The organism is Kitasatospora sp. NPDC004531 (assembly GCF_053602195.1).
In genome coordinates this window covers 38,031-53,837 of record NZ_JBSGDD010000007.1, presented here as the reverse complement: position 1 = coordinate 53,837, position 15,807 = coordinate 38,031, and the positions used below count along the sequence as shown (strand labels likewise).

Sequence of the window (15,807 nt, the reverse complement as noted above, 5' to 3'; positions counted from 1 at the left end):
CACCAACTGCCGCGTAGCGTCTGGGGCATGAACAGCGACCGCAAGCAGAGCGTGATGCTCGGGGATGTCGAAGTCATCCGCGTCGTCGAGTGGCAGGGCCCGTTCATGCCGGGCCGGCAGCTGGTGCCGGACGGCGGGGCCGAGCTGTGGGAGGAGAACGCCGACTGGCTGGCGCCGGCCCACTGGCAGCCGGAGAGCGGGCTGGCGGTGGCCGTGCTGCAGACCTGGGTGCTGCGCAGCGGCGGCCGAACGGTCCTGGTGGACACGGGAGTCGGCAACGACCGGGAGCGGCCGGAGACTCCGATGTTCCACCGGCGGCGGGGCGACTTCCTCGGCCCGCTGATCGCGGCGGGCGTCCGCCCGGAGGAGGTGGACGTGGTGGTCAACACCCATCTCCACGCGGACCACGTCGGCTGGAACACCACCGAGGCGGACGGCGAGTGGGTGCCGACCTTCCCGAACGCGCAGTACCTGCTGAACGCCGCCGACGCCTTCCACTACGGGCCCGAGAACGACTACGCGGGTGGGCAGTTGGAGGCCCGGCTGATCCACGAGGACAGCATCGCCCCGATCGAGCGGGCCGGTCGACTGGTGCGCTGGGAGGGCGCCCACCGGATCGACCGGCACCTGACGCTGGAGCCGGCCCCCGGCCACACCCCGGGCTCGTCCGTGCTGCGGCTGGAGTCGGGGGGCGATCGGGCGGTGTTCGTCGGCGATCTCGTGCACAGCCCGGTGCAGATCCTCGCCCCGTCCTGCAACAGCTGCTTCTGCGTCGACCCGGCGCAGGCGGCGGCGAGCCGTCGCCGGATTCTCGAACAGGCCGCCGAGCGACGGGAGTTGGTGGTGCCGGCGCACTTCGGCGGGGCCGGGGTGGTGGAGGTCCGGCGGACGGCGGGCGGCGGGTTCGGGATCGAGCGGTGGGCGGCCGCGTTCGCCTGAGCGCGCCGTGGGCGACCGGCGGGGGTGGAGAAAGTTCTACTTCGCGGACGCCAGGGAATGCCAGTGTGCCGGGCGGCCCCCGTTCCTAGCGTTGGTGCTGTGTTCGCGCGGGGTGCGCGACCGGGGCGGGGCGGAGGCCGGCGATGCAGACGCAGGTGCGGGGGCGGACGGACGGGCAGCACGGGGTGGCTGTCCGGCTGGAGGCGGTGGGCAAGGTCTACGGGCGGGGCGACGGCGAGGTGGTGGCGCTGCGCGAGTTGAGCCTGGCGTTCGGGACGGGGAGCTTCACGGCGGTGATGGGCCCGTCGGGGTCGGGGAAGAGCACGTTCCTGCACTGCGCGGCGGGGTTGGTGCAGCCGACCTCGGGCCGGGTGCTGGTCGGGGGGACCGAGCTCGCGGGCCTGGACGAGGTGCGGTTGACGAAGCTGCGGCGGGACCGAATCGGCTTCGTGTTCCAGTCGTTCAACCTGCTTCCGGCGCTCACGGTGCTGCAGAACATCGAACTGCCGCTGCAGTTGGCGGGCCGCCGGCCGAACCGGAAGCAGCTGCTGGCGGTGGTCGAACGGGTCGGGCTGTCGGGCCGGTTGGACCATCTGCCGGGCCAGTTGTCGGGCGGCCAGCAGCAGCGGGTGGCGATCGCGCGGGCGCTGGTGACCAGGCCGGCGGTGGTGTTCGCGGACGAGCCGACGGGCGCGCTGGACACCCGGACGGCGGCGGCCGTGCTGGGGCTGCTGCGCGAGTCGGTGGACGCCGGCGGGCAGACCCTGGTGATGGTCACGCACGATCCGGTGGCCGCCTCCTGGGCGGACCGGGTGGTCTTCCTCGCGGACGGCCGCTTCGTCGGCGAGCTGCACCGGCCGAGCGCCGAGGCGGTGGCGGCGCGGATGACCCGGTTGGGTGCTTGGGAGGGCGAGGACGCGGCGCGGTCGGGGGGTGCCCGATGACGTGGGTGCTGGCGTTGCGCACGTTGAGGTTCCGCAGGGCGGCGTTCGCGGCGACGTTCGTGGCGATGTTCCTGGGCGCGGCGATCGTGATGGCGTGCGGGGGGCTGCTGGAGACCGGTGTCCGGATGTCCGCGCCGCCGCACCGCCTGGCGGGGTCGCCGATCGTGGTGGCTGGACAACAGACGTACGGTTCGGGGGCGTTGAGCGAGCGGCGGCGGCTGGACGCGGGGCTGGCGGCGGAGGTCGGGGCCGTCCCGGGCGTGGGGGCTGTGATCGGTGACCTGTCGTTCCCGGCGACGGTGCTCGACCAGGGCGGCCGGGCGCTCGACTCCGGTACGGGCGGCCACAGTTGGGGCAGCGCGGGGCTGACGCCGTTCGCGCTGACGGAGGGCGCGGCGCCGGGGGCCGGGCAGCTGGTGCTGGACGGGCGGCTGGCGGCCGAGGCGCGGGTGTCGGTCGGTTCGGGCGTGCGGGTGGTGGTGCGCGGTGCGGCGCGGACGTTCACGGTCGCCGGTCTGGCCCGGCCGGAGCGCCCGTCCGACGTCCGGCCGGGCCTGTTCTTCGCCGACGCCGAGGCGAACGAACTGGCGGACGCCGAAGGGCGGTTGGACGCCCTGGGGGTGGTGCCGAAGGACGGCGTGGAGGTCGCGGAGCTGGCCCGGGCGGTGCGCGGGGCGGTCGGCGACCGGGCGGAGGTGCTGACGGGCGAGCGGCGCGGGTCGGCGGAGTTGCCGGGGGTGCTGGCGGGCCGCGAGACGGTGACCGTCCTGGCGGCGATCTTCGGCAGCTGGGCGGTGCTGATCGTGATGTTCGGGGTGGCGTCCACGCTGGGGCTGTCGTTGCAGCAGCGGGCGCGGGAGATGGCGCTGCTGCGGGCGATCGGCGCCACCTCGCGGCAGGTGCGCCGGATGATCGTCGGGGAGACGGCGGTACTGGCGGTGCTGGCGACCGTACTGGCGGTCGCGCCGGGGTTCGCGGTGGGGAGGCTGCTGTTCGGGCAGTTGGCCGGGCACGGGGTGGTGTCGGAGCAGATCGTCTTCCGGCAGGGCTGGATCCCGGTCTCGGTCGGGGCGTTCGCGGCGGTGGCGGCCGCGGTCGGGGCGGCGCTGTTCGCGGGTCGCCGATCGGCCCGGACGGAGCCGGTGGCGGCGCTGGCCGAGAGTGCGGTGCAGTCCCGGTGGCTGACCGCGTCCCGGCTGGTGCTGGCGCTGTTCTTCCTGGTCAACGGCGTGACGCTGGCCGTGGTGACGGCGACGGTGATGGTGGACGGCCCGACCTTGGCGAGCACGGCGGGCCCGGCCTCGGTGCTGTTCGCGATCGGGCTGGCGCTGCTCGCCCCGGGGATCACGCGGGCCGTGGTGCGGGCGGTCGGCCGGCCGGTCCGGGCGGTGGCCGGGCTGTCCGGGTACCTGGCGGTGCGCAACGCGACCACCCAGCACGTCCGGACGGCGGGTGCGGTGGCGCCGATCGTGCTGCTGGTCGGGATCGCCACTGGCACGCTGTACATGCAGTCCACCGAGGACGCGGTGTCGGCCCGCAGCCGGGCGCACGGCGTGTCGGCGGAGTTCGCGCTGGACTCCTCGACGGGCGGCTTCGCGCCGGGCGCACTCGGCGCGGTCCGCGCGCTCCCCGGTGTGGCGAGCGCCTCCGAGCTGGTCGCCTCAAGCGGCTTCGTGGACGCCGCCGGCGGGGAGGGCGTGGAGCTGCGCGGCGTGTCGGCCGAGGGCGTCCGGCAGACCGTCGCGCTGGACGGCCTGGCCGGGGAGATCGGCGAGCTGCGGGGCGACGCGGTGGCGCTGTCGGAGCGGCAGGCGGCGAGCTTCGGCGTGCGGATCGGCGACACCCTGCCGATGCACTTCGGCGACGGCGCGGCGGCCGCGCCGAAGGTGGTGGCCACCTACGCCGGCAGCCCGCAGCAGGAGTACCTGCTGCTGCCCGCCGACGTGCTGGCCCCGCACACCACCGCCGGGCTGCCGACCCGCATCCTGGTCCGCGCCGCCGACCGGGCGGGCGATCAACTCCACGGAATGCTCGAAGAGTTGGCGGCAACCATGCCCGGCACCGCGGTCGTCGACGGCCCGACCTCGGCCGGGGCGGACAGCCGGATCCAGCAGATCCTGGTCTCCTCGAACTACACCGTCGTCGCGATGATCGTCGGCTACGCGGCCATCACCGTGGTCAACTCCCTGGTGGCGGTGACCCGCAGGCGGCAGGGCGAGTTCGGCCTCCAGCGGCTGACGGGCGCCACCCGGGCGCAGGTGCTGGGCATGCTGGGCGTCGAGGGCCTGCTGGTGGCCCTGGTCGCGACCGTGCTGGGCACGCTCGCGGCGGCGGCCACGATCGTCCCGTACAGCCTGGTGAAGGCCGACTCGGTGCTGCCGCGCGGGCCGCTCTGGCTCTACCCGGGGATCGTCGGCGGCGCGCTGGCGCTGGTCCTCGGCGCGACGCTGCTGCCGTCCTGGCGGGGGATGCGGATGCCGCCGGTCGAGACGGCCCGGCTGGGCGGCTGACGCCGCATCGGTCTCCGGCAACGGATCTTGACGGCATGACACTCGAAGGAACCACCCGTTAGCCTGGCCGAAGGTGCGCGCACGCGCGCCGGCCGGGCTCGCGGGGCCGCTGCTGCCAGGGATGGACGATCGCTCAGGTGCTTCGCTTGCCGCTCCCCCTCCGGCCCGCCGATCTGCGCCGGGCCGGCGCCGACCTGCTGGTCGGGGTGCTGATCGCGCTCGGCGCGATGCTCTCGGTCTGCCTGTTCCTGGTCACCGCGTACTTCGTGATCCTGTTCGTGATCGGCATCGGCGCGCTGATGCTGCCGATCGTCACCGCCTGGGTCCGCCGGCTGTGCGACGCCAACCGGCGGGCGGCGGCCCGGGTGGGCGTGCCGGTGGAGGTGCCCTACCGGCCCGCGCCGGCCGAGTTCGAGCGGGACATCGTCGGCTGGATGCGGCGCTGCAAGTGGATCCTGACCGATCCGGCCAGCTGGCGGGACCTGCTGTGGCTGCTGCTGAACTCGGTGGTCGGGATGATCGGGTTCCTGTCGGCGGCGGTGCTCTACTACGTCCTGGAGGGCCTGGCCCTGGCGTTCGGCCTGTGGCAGCCGGTGCTGCGGGCGCAGGGCGCCGGGCGGGAGTACTTCCTCGTCCCGATCGACAGCCCGTTGACGGCCGGGTGGGCCCTGGTGGCGGCGGCGGCGCTGTTCGTCGGCTGGGTCCGGTACGGCCGGGTCTTCCTCGTCGTGCACGCGCACTTCACCCGGCTGCTGCTCGGCCCCACCGAACGCTCCCGGCTGCTCCTGCGGGTGCGGCACCTGGCCGAGACCCGCTCCGGGGCGCTGGACGCGGCGGCCGCCGAGCTGCGCCGGATCGAACGCGACCTGCACGACGGCGCGCAGGCCCGGATGGTGGGCCTCGGCCTGACCCTGGGCGCGCTCGAACGCCACCTCGACAGCGACCCGGAGGAGGCCCGCCGCCTGCTGCGCGACGCCCGCGCCTCGTCCGTCACCGCGCTGCGCGAACTGCGCGACCTGGTGCGCGGCATCCACCCGCCGGTCCTCGCCGAACGCGGCCTGGCGGACGCGCTGCGGGCCCTCGGCCTGGCCAGCCCGCTGCGCGTCGAGGTGACGGTCGAGCTGCCGGGCGAGGTGCCGCCGCCGCTGGCGTCCGCGCTGTACTTCGCGGTGTCCGAGCTGCTCGCCAACGCGCTCAAGTACTCCGGCGCCGACCGGGTCGAGGTCGCCGTCCGGCACGACGGCGCCGTGCTGCACGCCCGGGTCGTCGACGACGGCCGCGGCGGCGCCGACCCCGCCGGGGGCACCGGCCTGCACGGCATCCGCCGGCGGCTGGCCACCTTCGACGGCGCCGTCGACATCACCAGCCCGCCGGGCGGCCCGACCGCCATCACGATGGAGATACCGTGCGCGTTGTCCTCGCCGAAGACCTCTTCCTGCTGAGGCAGGGGCTGATCCAACTCCTGGACGCCTACGGCTTCGAGACCGTCGCCGCCGTCGACAACGGCCCCGACCTGCTGGCGGCCGCCGCCGCGCACCGGCCCGACATCCTGCTGGTCGACGTCCGGCTGCCGCCCACCTTCACCACCGAGGGCCTGCGGGCCGCGCTCCAGGCCCGCCGCGAGATGCCCGGCCTGCCGATCCTGGTGCTCTCCCAGCACGTCGAGCAGATGTACGCTCGCGAGCTGCTCGCCGACGGCACCGGCGGCATCGGCTACCTGCTCAAGGACAGCGTCTTCGACAACGAGCAGTTCATCGGCGCCGTCCGCCGGGTCGCCGCCGGCGGCACGGCGATGGACCCGGCCGTGGTCTCCCAGCTGATGGTCAGCCACTCCCGCGACGAGCCGTTGGGCACGCTCAGCGCCCGCGAGCGCGAGGTGCTGGAGCTGATGGCGGAGGGCTGCTCCAACACCGCCATCGCGCAACGGCTGTTCGTCACCGAGGGCGCGGCGGCGAAGCACATCTCGAACATCTTCGTGAAGCTGCACCTGCCGCCGGACAGCGACAGCAACCGCCGGGTGCTGGCCGTGCTCGCCTACCTCAACGCGTAGGGCCTGTCCGGCCGATCTTGCCCTGCGCCGACCGGATGGGAACCGCCCGGTGCGCGGCCGCGCGCCGTTGTCGGGGCCGCGCGGCTGCGGCACGCTCGGACGTGGCACGTCGTCGACGACTGCTCGACCTGGAGGTGGGCCCCGCATGGAACCCGACGCCCGGCAGACCGCTCCCGCGATGCATCCCGCAGTGCGGGAGACGTACGGACCCGCCAACCTCGGCGCGGAGAAGATCTTCGCCGGAGGATTCATCAACTTCGGCTACTGGCAGGGCATCGACTTGACCGGCCCGCTCGACGAGAACGACCGGATCCGCAGCCAGCAGGACCTCTACCGGCACGTCCTGGACGCCGCCCGGCTGCCGGAGCGCGCACGGATCCTGGAGGTCGGCTGCGGCCTCGGGACGGGCTGCGCGCTGGCGCTGGCCGAACGCGACGCCGCCGCCGTGACCGGCCTGGACATCCACCCCGCCCAGCTGGAGCGGGCCCGGAACGCGCACGCCGGGACACTGGAGCGCGAGCCCGGGCGGCTGCGGTTCGTCCTCGGCGCGGCCGAGCAGATCCCGTTGGAGGACGGGCAGTTCGACACCGTCCTGAGCGTCGAGGCCGCCCAGCACTTCCCCGACCTGGCCGCCTTCGGCGCCGAGACCTTCCGGGTCCTGCGCCCCGGCGGGCGGGTCGCGATCGCGAGCTTCTTCACCCCCGACGACTCCCCCGGCCGTCCCGAGGAACTCGCCGCCCTGCTGGACACCTTCGCGGAGGGCCTCGACATCGCCCGCCCCGTCGGCGCGCTCACCGACGCCTTGGGGGCGGCCGGGCTGACCGGCCTGCGCGTCGAGTCGCTCGGAGCCGAGGTCTGGCCCGGCTGGGACCGGTGGCTCAGCCGGTGGTGGGCATCCGACTCCTGGCCGCGGAACTTCCTCCGCGCGTACGAACGACGCCTGCTGGACTACTACTTGGTGACCGCGGAGCGTCCGCAGCGGTAGCCGCCGGGGGCCTCGCCGTCACGGGTTGGCGGCGAGCAGGGCGTGCCCGAGGGGCGTCAGGGCGTGCTGGACGCGGCGGCCCTGCCGCTCGGTGCCGATCAGGCCGGCGGCGCGCAGCGCGTTGGTGTGCGGCGAGACGGAGGGCGGCGCGATGCCGAGTTCGGCCGCCAACTCCGTGGTGCTGCACGGGCCTTGGGCGATGGCCCGGAGCACCCGGGCGCGGGCCGGTCCGAGCAGCGGCCGCAGGCCGTCGCCCGCGCCGGCGGGGCGCTCGGCCGGGAGGACGGGGTGCAGGAGCGCCGTGGGCCGGTCGGGCCGGTGCAGCACAGCGCACTTGTCGAGGAACAGGTTGGGGTGCAGTCGCAGGCCCCGGCCGGCGAGGCGGTGGCGGACCGGCGGGCCGGGGTGCTCGACGGCGAGGGTGCCGGTGTCGCGCCAGGCGAGGCGCGGGTGCAGGCGGTCCAGCATCGCCGCCGGGCCGTCCGTGACGACGGTCCGGGCGTGCCGGCGGGCGTCGGCGTCGAGGGTGCGCCGGAGGTCCGGCCAGTCGGGCGCCAGGCACTCCCGGTGAAGCGCGGCGGCGGCGTCCAGCACGGGCCGCAGCGCCCGGGTCCCTTCGTCGCGCAGGCGCTGCACCACGCGCGGGCCGGTGCGGCCGTAGCAGCGGTCGAGTTCGGCGTGCAGGCGGTCGTCGGGGGTACTGAGCACGCTGTCCAGCTCGTCGTGGAAGCCGCGCAGGTAGGCGGTGCCGTCGGCGAACAGGAAGTCGGGGACGCCGCGCGGGCTGGCGGCGAGCAGGTCGAGGAGCGGCGCGGCACGGCGCGGGATGCGGGTGCGGATTCCGCGCCACCAGCGGCCCTTGGCGCCGGTGCGGCGGTGGTCGGAGACGGCGAGGGAGCCGATCAGGAGCTGTTCGAGCGGCGAGATGCCGAATCCGGCGCGGGCCAGGTCGGGGACGTCGAGGACGAGTTCGATCACGGGCGTCTCCCCCGAGGAGGCTCCGGCGGGCATTTTGTCGCTATGAGGCCCGGGGCCTCACAGCTCGCCCGGGGCCGGTCGGCGCTGCGACCGTTCAGCCGTGCTGATACACGATCATATGGCGAACTATGCGGCGGTTCCCGGCGGTTACCTGCACTACCGGACGGCCGGCGAGGGCCGCGACGTGGTGCTGTGCAACGCGGGCGCGGCGGACCTGAGGATGTGGGAGTCGACGCTGCCGTGGCTGGCCCGGGCGGCGCGGGTGACGACGTTCGACTACCGCGACACCGGCCTGTCGTCGGCGGGGACGGAGCCGTACAGCGAGATCGAGGACATCGCGGCGGTGTTCGACGCGGCGGCGGTGACGGACGCGCTGCTGGTGGGCGTCTCGGACGGGGCGCGGCGGGCGCTGGCGTTCGCGCACCGGCACCCGGGGCGGGTCCGCCGGGTGGTGGCGGTGGGCGGCACGTTCGGGGCGTTCCCGGACCCGACGCCGGAGGAGGCCGCGTCCCGGGCCCCGATGCCGGCGCTGTTCGACCGGATCGCGCGGGTCAGGGCGGCGGAGGGGCTGCACGCCGCGGCGGCGGTGGACGTCGACGCCTGGGGTTCGGCGCTCGGACCGGACCAGCGGCGGCTGATGATCGGGCTGGAGGTGGCGAACACGCACTGGGTCACGCTGCCCGACGCGGACTACCGCGGCTACGAGCTCGACCCGCCGGTCGCCCGGCGGTTCTCCGAACTCCCGGTGCCCGTCAGCGTGTTGGTCGGCGGCCACGACCTGGCGAGCACCCGGCTGTGGGCCCGGCGGCTGGCCGAGCAGGCGCCGGACGCGGAGCTGACGCTGCTCCCGGAGGCGGACCACTACCCGATGCTGTCCGCACCGGCCGCGTTCGAGCGGTTCCTGCGTCCCCTGCTCTGAGGTTCAGGCTCCGGCGGCCCAGGTCGGCGCCCAGGTGCCGGGCGCGTCGTGGACGGCCCCGGTGGCGGCCAGGTGGGCGCGCAGGGCGGCCAGTGCCGAGTGCGGGTTGTCGCGGTGCCAGACCAGGGAGTGCGGGTAGACCGGGGTCGGGTCGGTGAGCGGGATGCGGCGCAGGCCGTGGCTGGCCGGCCAGACCAGCCGGGTGCCGTCGCTCAGGAAGGTGGCCAGCGCCGGGGTGTCGGCGACGGTGTCGAGCAGGGCGTCGGAGCCGAAGTTGGGCCCGGTGGCCTCGACGGTGAGGCCGAACTCGGCGACCAGGTCGTCGTAGTAGGCCGCCCACTCGGAGCCGGGCAGGATGCCGGGCATCCAGATCCGGTGCCCGACCAGGTCGCGCGGCGTGAGCGAGCGGGCCCCGGCCAGGGCGTGGTCGGGGCCGGTGAGCAGTTCGAGCTTCTCGTCGACGACGCGGACCGAGCACAGGTCGTCGGGCAGCGGCCGGCCCGGGGCGGCGACGGCGCGGAAGGTGGCGTCGACGGCCCCGGAGCGGACGGCGCTCAGCGCCTCGTCGATGTCGAGCAGCTTCAGCACGTCCAGTTCGAGGTCGGGACGGGCCCGGTGGAAGCCGCGCAGCAGGCCGGACGCCGCGCCGCGCAGGTTGATCACGTCCACCCGCAGCGGGCGGCCGGTGGCCTGCACGGAGGCGGTGGCGCGTTCGGCGGCCCGCAGCAGCTCGCGGGCGTGCGGCAGGAACGCCCGGCCGTCGATGGTGGGCTCGACGCCGCGCGGGGTGCGGGTGAACAGCCGCACCCCGAGGTCGCGTTCGAGGGCGGCGACGCGCTTGGAGACGGCCTGCTGGGTGATCGCCAGGTCGGTGGCGGCCTTCTGGAACTGGCCCGCCTCGGCGACGGCGAGGCAGGTGCGTACGGCTTCGAGGTCCATGCCTCGTCACCTTAGTGAACAACCACGGGTTGTGCAGTTGGCATCCGACGGTTGTTTGACCTGCGATGGCGGGGCCCGGTTTGCTCTGCCGGGTCAACGGATGATTGTGCGACGCAGGGGGGCACGGTGGTCGGGCGGTCCTTGGGCCCGCAGTTCGGGTGGCTGTGGGCGGCGTACGCGGTGAGCGCGTACGGGTCGGGGGTGGGCTTCGGGGCGCTGCCGCTGATCGCGGTGCTGGTGCTGCACGCCGGCCCGGCCGAGGTGTCGGCGCTGTCGGCCGTCGGGCCTGCCGTGGGGGCGCTGCTGGCGGTGCCGCTCGCGCCGTGGGTGGAGTTCCGGCGCAAGCGGCCGGTGATGATCGCGGCCGACCTGGTCAGGTGCGGCGCGATGGCGTCGGTCCCGCTCGCGTACGCCTGCGGGGTGCTCGGGCTGCGGCAGCTGCTCGTGGTGTCGGCGGTGGTCTCGGCGGCGAAGATCGCGTTCGGCGCGGCGAGCGGCGCCTACCTGAAGGCGCTGGTCCGGCCAGCGGATCTGCTGGTCGCCAACTCCCGCTTCGAATCGACGAACTGGAGCTCCATCGCGATCGGCCCGCCGCTCGGCGGGGCTGCGATCGGCGCGTTCGGGCCGGTCGTCACCGTCCTCGCGGACGCGGGCAGCTACCTGCTGTCGGCGCTCGGCCTGGCGGCGATCCGCGGCCGCCCGGAGACCCCGCCGGCGCGCGGCGTCCCGGCGGGCCCGGCCGGGTCGCTGCTGGACGGCTGGCGGCACCTGTTCGGCGACCCCGGGCTGCGGCCGCTGTACCTCAACAACCTGCTGGTCTCCGGCCTGATCATGGCTACCGAGCCGGTGCTCGCCGTCCTGCTGCTGCGCCAACTGCACTTCCCCGCCTGGCAGTACGGCCTGGCGTTCGCCGCGCCCTGCCTCGGCGGGCTGGTCGGCTCCCGGCTGGCCCCGCGGGTGGTGGCGCGGTACGGCCGGACGCGGGTGTTCCGGACGGTCGGCACGCTGCGCGCCGTCTGGCTGGTCGGCCTGGCCTTCGTCCCGCCCGGGGCGATCGGCCTGGTCACGGTGATGGCCGTCGAGCTGGCGATCATCGTCCACATGAGCCTGTTCACGCCGGTGCTCGCCACCTACCGGCTGGAACGCATCCCGCCGCACCTGGTCGCCCGCACCCTGACGGCCTGGTCGATCGGCCAGCAGGCCGCCATCGCCGCCCTGACCGCGCTCGGCGGCCTGCTCGCCGCCCTGACCGGCCCCCGCCCCACGCTGGCCGCCGCGGGCCTGCTCGCCCTCGGCACCCCACTGCTGCTGCCCCGCCGCGAGGCCCCGCCGCTGGACGCCCGCACACCACCGACCCCGACGAGGACACCGTCATGAGGACCACCGCGCTGCTCCTGCTGGACTGCCAACCCACCGTCCTGGCCGCGCTGCCCGGGGACGCGCAGCCGTTGCTCGACCGGCTGGAGCGGGCCGTCGCCGCCGTCCGCGCGGCGGGCGGCGCGGTCGCCCACGTGCGCACCGCGTTCACCGAGGACGACTGGGCGGCCGTTCCCGCCGCGAACACGGTGTTCGCGGCGCTGGCCCGGCACCGCGCCCTGCACCACGAGGCCGCCGCGTTCCACCGACAACTCGCCCCGCGCAGTGGCGACTTGACGGCCCGCAAGACCTGTTTCTCCGCGCTGTCCAGCACCGACCTGGACCGGCGGCTGCGCGCCCGCGGCATCGACACCCTGATCCTCGCGGGCCTCAGCACCGGCGGCGCCGTGCTGTCCACCGCCCTGGACGCGGCCGACCGCGACTACCGCCTCCGGGTGCTGTCCGACGGTGTCGCGGACCCGGACCCGGAGGTCCACGCGCTGGTGCTCGACCGGCTGCTCCCGTCCCGTGCCGAGATCATCGACTGCGCGGATCTGCAAGGGAGTTGAGATCGGGCGACGGTGCTGTCGGCGTCATCGTCCCAGCCGCCGCCCAGCCTGACCCGGGCCCGGCCGGGCGGGGTGCCCGTGGGGCCGGCTCCTCAGTCGCTGCCGCCGTCGACCGCGTCCTCGGCGGCAGCGGCATTCCCTCCGGAGGTGGCGTACTGGATCTCCCGGGCCTCCTCGGCCAGCCGGAACAGACCGTCGGAGACGAAGCCCAGGAACCGCGCGATGCTGTCCAGCCGGTCGGAGGCGGGTGTGCCGGGGCCGAGCACCGAGACGCCCTGGCTGACGGCCTCGACCACGGCGGCGTTGGCCTGGGCGCTGGCGACGGTGGCCTGGTACCAGATGTCGTCGTCGAGCACGTAGCGCTCGCGCCGGCGCTCGTCGCGCTCGCGGCGGATCATGGCCTGCTCGTCCAGGAAGGCGACCGCCTTGGAGATGGACGCCGGACTGACCTGGAGCCGCTGGGCGAGCTCGACCGCCGACAGGCAGCCCTCGTCGGTGAGCATCAGCGCGGCCAGCACCCGGGCGGGCATCCGGCTCATGCCGGAGTGCATGAACACCGTGGTGACGGTCTCCGCGTAGGCCGCCACCGCCTCCGGGTCGCGCCCGTCGGCGGACCGGTCGGTGTACGGGTTGCGCGGCAGCGCCTGCCGGCGCTGCGCCCGGTGTTCGGTGGCGCGGTGGGCGAGATCGGCCCGGTAGCCGTTGGGGCCGCCGTTGCGCATGACCTCGCGGGTGACGGTCGAGGTCGGACGGTCGAGCCGGCGGGCGATCTCGGCGTACGCAAGGTCCTCGGCCAGTCCCAGCGCGATCTGCTGGCGCTCCTGCTGGGTGAGCCTGCCTCCCGGCATCACGGTCTCCTCGGTCGATCTTCCCGGTCCCGGCCAGCATAGCGTTCACGTACATTCCATTGCAACGAACCCTCCCTCTTCGTTGCGTTATCCACAGAACCATTGCAACGATTTATCCCTCCTGAGCTGTGACTCTTCACTTCGATTGCAACAAGCTAGTTGCCGACTCCATGAACGCAACGTAGCGTTTCCATCATCAGAAACGAAGCGCAGATGGAGTCAGCCATGCAGAAGTTCGCCACCCCCGCCGCGATCACCGCCGTCATCGACATCCCCGCCGGCCGGCTCCTGCTGACCGCCGCCGACCGCACCGACACCGTCGTCGAGGTGCTCCCCGCGAACCCGGCCAAGGGCCGCGACGTGCAGGCCGCCGAGCAGACCGAGGTGGTCTTCGCCGACGGGGTGCTGCGGATCGTCACCGCCACCGCCACCCACCGCCTGGTCGGTCCGACCGGCGCCCTGACGGTCACCGTCCAGCTGCCGGCCGGCTCCCGGATCGAGGCGAAGGCCGCCGACGCCGAACTGCGCGGCGAGGGCCGGCTCGGCGAGGTCGTCTTCGAGGTCGCCCGGGGCACCGTCAAGATCGACGAGGCGGCCGGCGGCCGGTTCGCCCTCCAGGACGGCAGCGTCGAGGTCGGCCGCCTCACCGGCTCGGCCAAGCTCGACACCCAGCGCGGCGACCTCACCGTCGACGAGGCCGAGCGCGGCGAACTGGTCCTCACCACCCAGTCCGGCTCGATCACCGTCGGCGCCGCCCGCGGCATCTCCGCCTCGCTGGACGCCGGCACCGGCCACGGCCGCATCCACAACGCCCTGCGCAACGCCGACGACGTGCCCGCCCTCGCCATCCACGCCACCACCATGCACGGCGACATCACCGCCCGCACCGTCTGAGCCCGCCAGCACACCGCCCGGCAGCACACCGCCCCGCACCGCACCGCACCGCCCGGCCGCCGCACACCGGCGGCGGCCGGACACCCGGCACCAACCCACCCCGCAGCAGAAGGAGTTCTCCCATGACCGGCCTGGCCATCGCGGCGCAGGGGCTGCGCAAGTCCTACGGGGACAAGACCGTCCTCGACGGCATCGACCTGTCCGTCCCGGAAGGCACGATCTTCGCCCTGCTCGGCCCGAACGGGGCCGGCAAGACCACCGCCGTCAAGATCCTCTCCACCCTCGTCCCCGCCGGCCCCGGCAGCGGCCCGATCCGGATCGGCGGCCACGACCTCGCCGCCGACCCGCAGCAGGTCCGCGCCCGGATCGGCGTCACCGGCCAGTTCTCGGCCGTCGACGGCCTGATCACCGGCGAGGAGAACATGCTGCTGATGGCCGACCTGCACCACCTGCCCAAGGCCGAGGGCCGCCGGGTCGCCGCCGACCTGCTGGCCCGCTTCGACCTCACCGAGGCCGCGAAGAAGCCCGCCTCCACCTACTCCGGCGGCATGAAGCGCCGCCTCGACATCGCGATGACCCTGGTCGGCGACCCGCGGATCATCTTCCTGGACGAGCCCACCACCGGCCTCGACCCCCGCAGCCGGCACGGCATGTGGCAGATCATCAGGGAGCTCGTCACCGGCGGCGTCACCGTCTTCCTCACCACCCAGTACCTGGACGAGGCCGACGAACTCGCCGACCGCATCGCCCTCCTGCACAACGGTGTGATCGCCGCCGAGGGCACCGCCGAGGAACTCAAGCGACTCGTCCCCGGCGGCCACGTCCGGCTCCGCTTCACCGACCCCGCCGCCTACCGCCGCGCCGCCGACGCCCTCCCCGAGGGCTCCCGCGACGAGGAGTCGCTGACCCTGCTGGTCCCCAGCGACGGCAGCCAGCGCGCCCTGCGCTCGGTCCTCGACCGGCTGGACGCCGCCGGCGTCGAGGCCGAGTCGCTGACCGTGCACACCCCCGACCTGGACGACGTGTTCTTCGCCCTCACCGGCGCGCCGGCCGTCCCTGCCCAGTCCGGCACCGACCAGCCCAAGGAGAACGCACGATGAGCTCGTTCGCCCTCGCCGTCCGCGACTCGTCCACCATGCTGCGGCGCAACCTGCTGCACGCCCGGCGCTACCCGTCGCTCACCCTGAACCTGCTGCTCACCCCGGTGATGCTGCTCCTGCTGTTCGTCTACATCTTCGGCGACGCGATGAGCGGCGGCGCCGGACGCGACGCCTACGTCGCCTACCTGGTGCCCGGCATCCTGATGATGACCATCGGCTCCACCGTGATCGGCACCGCCGTCTCGATGGCCACCGACATGAACGAGGGCATCGTCGCCCGGTTCCGCACCATGGCGATCCACCGCGGCTCGGTGCTGTTCGGCCGGGTGATCGGCAGCGTCCTGCAGTCCGTGCTCAGCGTGGTGCTGGTCGGCGCCGTCGGCGTCGCGGTCGGCTTCCGCTCGCACGACGCCGGCGCACTGGAGTGGCTGGCCGCGTTCGGCCTGCTGGTGCTGGTCGCGCTCGCCCTCACCTGGATCGCCGTCGGCATGGGCCTGGGCAGCCCCAACGCGGAGGCCGCGAGCAACAGCGCGCTGCCGCTGATCGTGCTGCCGCTGATCTCCAGCGCCTTCGTCCCGCTGCACTCGATGCCCGGCTGGTTCCAGCCCATCGCCCAGTACCAGCCGTTCACCCCCGCCATCGAGACCCTGCGCGGCCTGCTGCTCGGCACCCACATCGGCAACAACTGGTGGATCGCCCTGCTGTGGTGCGCCGCCCTCACCGTGCTCGGCTACGCCTGGTCCCGCGCCCAGTTCGACCGCGAGCCCAAGTAGCCG

The 15,807-nt window shown here is 74.4% G+C and carries 15 protein-coding genes; 12 read left to right on the top strand and 3 right to left on the bottom strand.

The annotated features are described in order from the left end of the window. Nucleotides 1-27 precede the first annotated feature (27 nt). The 6 genes from ACWEMJ_RS05465 (at nt 28) to ACWEMJ_RS05440 (ending at nt 7,428) form a co-directional block, all read left to right on the top strand. Nucleotides 28-939, top strand: a complete 912-nt coding sequence (locus ACWEMJ_RS05465; protein ID WP_452135644.1) for an MBL fold metallo-hydrolase — start codon at nt 28-30, stop codon at nt 937-939. 143 nt (nt 940-1,082) lie between these two features. Next, nucleotides 1,083-1,883 carry an ABC transporter ATP-binding protein gene (locus tag ACWEMJ_RS05460; RefSeq protein ID WP_452135643.1) on the top strand — a complete coding sequence of 267 codons (801 nt, stop codon included), beginning with the start codon at nt 1,083-1,085 and terminating at the stop codon, nt 1,881-1,883. Then, nucleotides 1,880-4,393, top strand: a complete 2,514-nt coding sequence (locus ACWEMJ_RS05455) for an FtsX-like permease family protein (RefSeq protein WP_452135642.1) — start codon at nt 1,880-1,882, stop codon at nt 4,391-4,393. The genes ACWEMJ_RS05460 and ACWEMJ_RS05455 overlap by 4 nt, the downstream gene beginning before the upstream one ends. A 146-nt stretch (nt 4,394-4,539) precedes the next feature. Beyond that, on the top strand, nt 4,540-5,835 hold the full coding sequence (locus tag ACWEMJ_RS05450) for a sensor histidine kinase (RefSeq protein WP_452135641.1): 1,296 nt from the start codon (nt 4,540-4,542) through the stop codon (nt 5,833-5,835). Continuing rightward, a complete protein-coding gene (locus ACWEMJ_RS05445) occupies nt 5,799-6,443 on the top strand; it encodes a response regulator (protein WP_452135640.1) in 645 nt (214 codons plus the stop codon). Before ACWEMJ_RS05450 ends, ACWEMJ_RS05445 begins: the two co-directional genes overlap by 37 nt. Before the next feature lie 145 nt (nt 6,444-6,588). Continuing rightward, on the top strand, nt 6,589-7,428 hold the full coding sequence (locus ACWEMJ_RS05440; RefSeq protein WP_452135639.1) for a class I SAM-dependent methyltransferase: 840 nt from the start codon (nt 6,589-6,591) through the stop codon (nt 7,426-7,428). An 18-nt stretch (nt 7,429-7,446) separates the two neighbouring features. Here ACWEMJ_RS05440 and ACWEMJ_RS05435 read toward each other — a convergent pair whose 3' ends face one another. Continuing rightward, a complete protein-coding gene (locus tag ACWEMJ_RS05435; RefSeq protein WP_452135638.1) occupies nt 7,447-8,406 on the bottom strand; it encodes an ArsR/SmtB family transcription factor in 960 nt (319 codons plus the stop codon). Nucleotides 8,407-8,524: 118 nt separating this feature from the next. On the opposite strand from ACWEMJ_RS05435, the gene ACWEMJ_RS05430 reads away from it, so the two are divergent. Further along, nucleotides 8,525-9,325 (top strand): alpha/beta fold hydrolase, encoded by an 801-nt coding sequence (locus ACWEMJ_RS05430; RefSeq protein WP_452135637.1) that lies wholly within the window; start codon nt 8,525-8,527, stop codon nt 9,323-9,325. Nucleotides 9,326-9,328: 3 nt separating this feature from the next. Here the strand turns inward: ACWEMJ_RS05430 and ACWEMJ_RS05425 are convergent, their stop codons facing one another. Further along, nucleotides 9,329-10,264: a LysR family transcriptional regulator gene (locus tag ACWEMJ_RS05425; protein WP_452135636.1), complete on the bottom strand. Its 936-nt coding sequence runs from the start codon at nt 10,262-10,264 to the stop codon at nt 9,329-9,331. Between the two features lie 141 nt (nt 10,265-10,405). Between ACWEMJ_RS05425 and ACWEMJ_RS05420 the strand changes: the two genes are divergently transcribed. After that, the gene (locus ACWEMJ_RS05420) at nt 10,406-11,641 is read left to right on the top strand and encodes an MFS transporter (protein WP_452135635.1); all 1,236 of its coding nucleotides are present in this window, start codon (nt 10,406-10,408) and stop codon (nt 11,639-11,641) included. Continuing rightward, the gene (locus ACWEMJ_RS05415) at nt 11,638-12,189 is read left to right on the top strand and encodes a cysteine hydrolase family protein (RefSeq protein WP_452135634.1); all 552 of its coding nucleotides are present in this window, start codon (nt 11,638-11,640) and stop codon (nt 12,187-12,189) included. Before ACWEMJ_RS05420 ends, ACWEMJ_RS05415 begins: the two co-directional genes overlap by 4 nt. Before the next feature lie 92 nt (nt 12,190-12,281). Here ACWEMJ_RS05415 and ACWEMJ_RS05410 read toward each other — a convergent pair whose 3' ends face one another. Continuing rightward, nucleotides 12,282-13,037: a helix-turn-helix domain-containing protein gene (locus tag ACWEMJ_RS05410; RefSeq protein ID WP_452135633.1), complete on the bottom strand. Its 756-nt coding sequence runs from the start codon at nt 13,035-13,037 to the stop codon at nt 12,282-12,284. A 225-nt stretch (nt 13,038-13,262) separates the two neighbouring features. On the opposite strand from ACWEMJ_RS05410, the gene ACWEMJ_RS05405 reads away from it, so the two are divergent. From ACWEMJ_RS05405 to ACWEMJ_RS05395, 3 genes are all read left to right on the top strand, one after another. Next, nucleotides 13,263-13,931: a DUF4097 family beta strand repeat-containing protein gene (locus tag ACWEMJ_RS05405; RefSeq protein WP_452135632.1), complete on the top strand. Its 669-nt coding sequence runs from the start codon at nt 13,263-13,265 to the stop codon at nt 13,929-13,931. 122 nt (nt 13,932-14,053) lie between these two features. Further along, entirely contained in the window at nt 14,054-15,031 is a 978-nt protein-coding gene (locus ACWEMJ_RS05400) for an ATP-binding cassette domain-containing protein (RefSeq protein WP_452135631.1), read from the top strand. After that, on the top strand, nt 15,028-15,804 hold the full coding sequence (locus tag ACWEMJ_RS05395) for an ABC transporter permease (protein ID WP_452135630.1): 777 nt from the start codon (nt 15,028-15,030) through the stop codon (nt 15,802-15,804). The genes ACWEMJ_RS05400 and ACWEMJ_RS05395 overlap by 4 nt, the downstream gene beginning before the upstream one ends. Nucleotides 15,805-15,807 lie beyond the last annotated feature (3 nt).

Coding starts and splice junctions, on each gene's coding strand:
- ACWEMJ_RS05465 (WP_452135644.1), top strand. CDS start 28: ATGAACAGCGACCGCAAGCAGAGCGTGATGCTCGGGGATGTCGAAGTC.
- ACWEMJ_RS05460 (WP_452135643.1), top strand. CDS start 1,083: ATGCAGACGCAGGTGCGGGGGCGGACGGACGGGCAGCACGGGGTGGCT.
- ACWEMJ_RS05455 (WP_452135642.1), top strand. CDS start 1,880: ATGACGTGGGTGCTGGCGTTGCGCACGTTGAGGTTCCGCAGGGCGGCG.
- ACWEMJ_RS05440 (WP_452135639.1), top strand. CDS start 6,589: ATGGAACCCGACGCCCGGCAGACCGCTCCCGCGATGCATCCCGCAGTG.
- ACWEMJ_RS05430 (WP_452135637.1), top strand. CDS start 8,525: ATGGCGAACTATGCGGCGGTTCCCGGCGGTTACCTGCACTACCGGACG.
- ACWEMJ_RS05425 (WP_452135636.1), bottom strand. CDS start 10,264: ATGGACCTCGAAGCCGTACGCACCTGCCTCGCCGTCGCCGAGGCGGGC.
- ACWEMJ_RS05415 (WP_452135634.1), top strand. CDS start 11,638: ATGAGGACCACCGCGCTGCTCCTGCTGGACTGCCAACCCACCGTCCTG.
- ACWEMJ_RS05410 (WP_452135633.1), bottom strand. CDS start 13,037: ATGCCGGGAGGCAGGCTCACCCAGCAGGAGCGCCAGCAGATCGCGCTG.
- ACWEMJ_RS05405 (WP_452135632.1), top strand. CDS start 13,263: ATGCAGAAGTTCGCCACCCCCGCCGCGATCACCGCCGTCATCGACATC.
- ACWEMJ_RS05400 (WP_452135631.1), top strand. CDS start 14,054: ATGACCGGCCTGGCCATCGCGGCGCAGGGGCTGCGCAAGTCCTACGGG.
- ACWEMJ_RS05395 (WP_452135630.1), top strand. CDS start 15,028: ATGAGCTCGTTCGCCCTCGCCGTCCGCGACTCGTCCACCATGCTGCGG.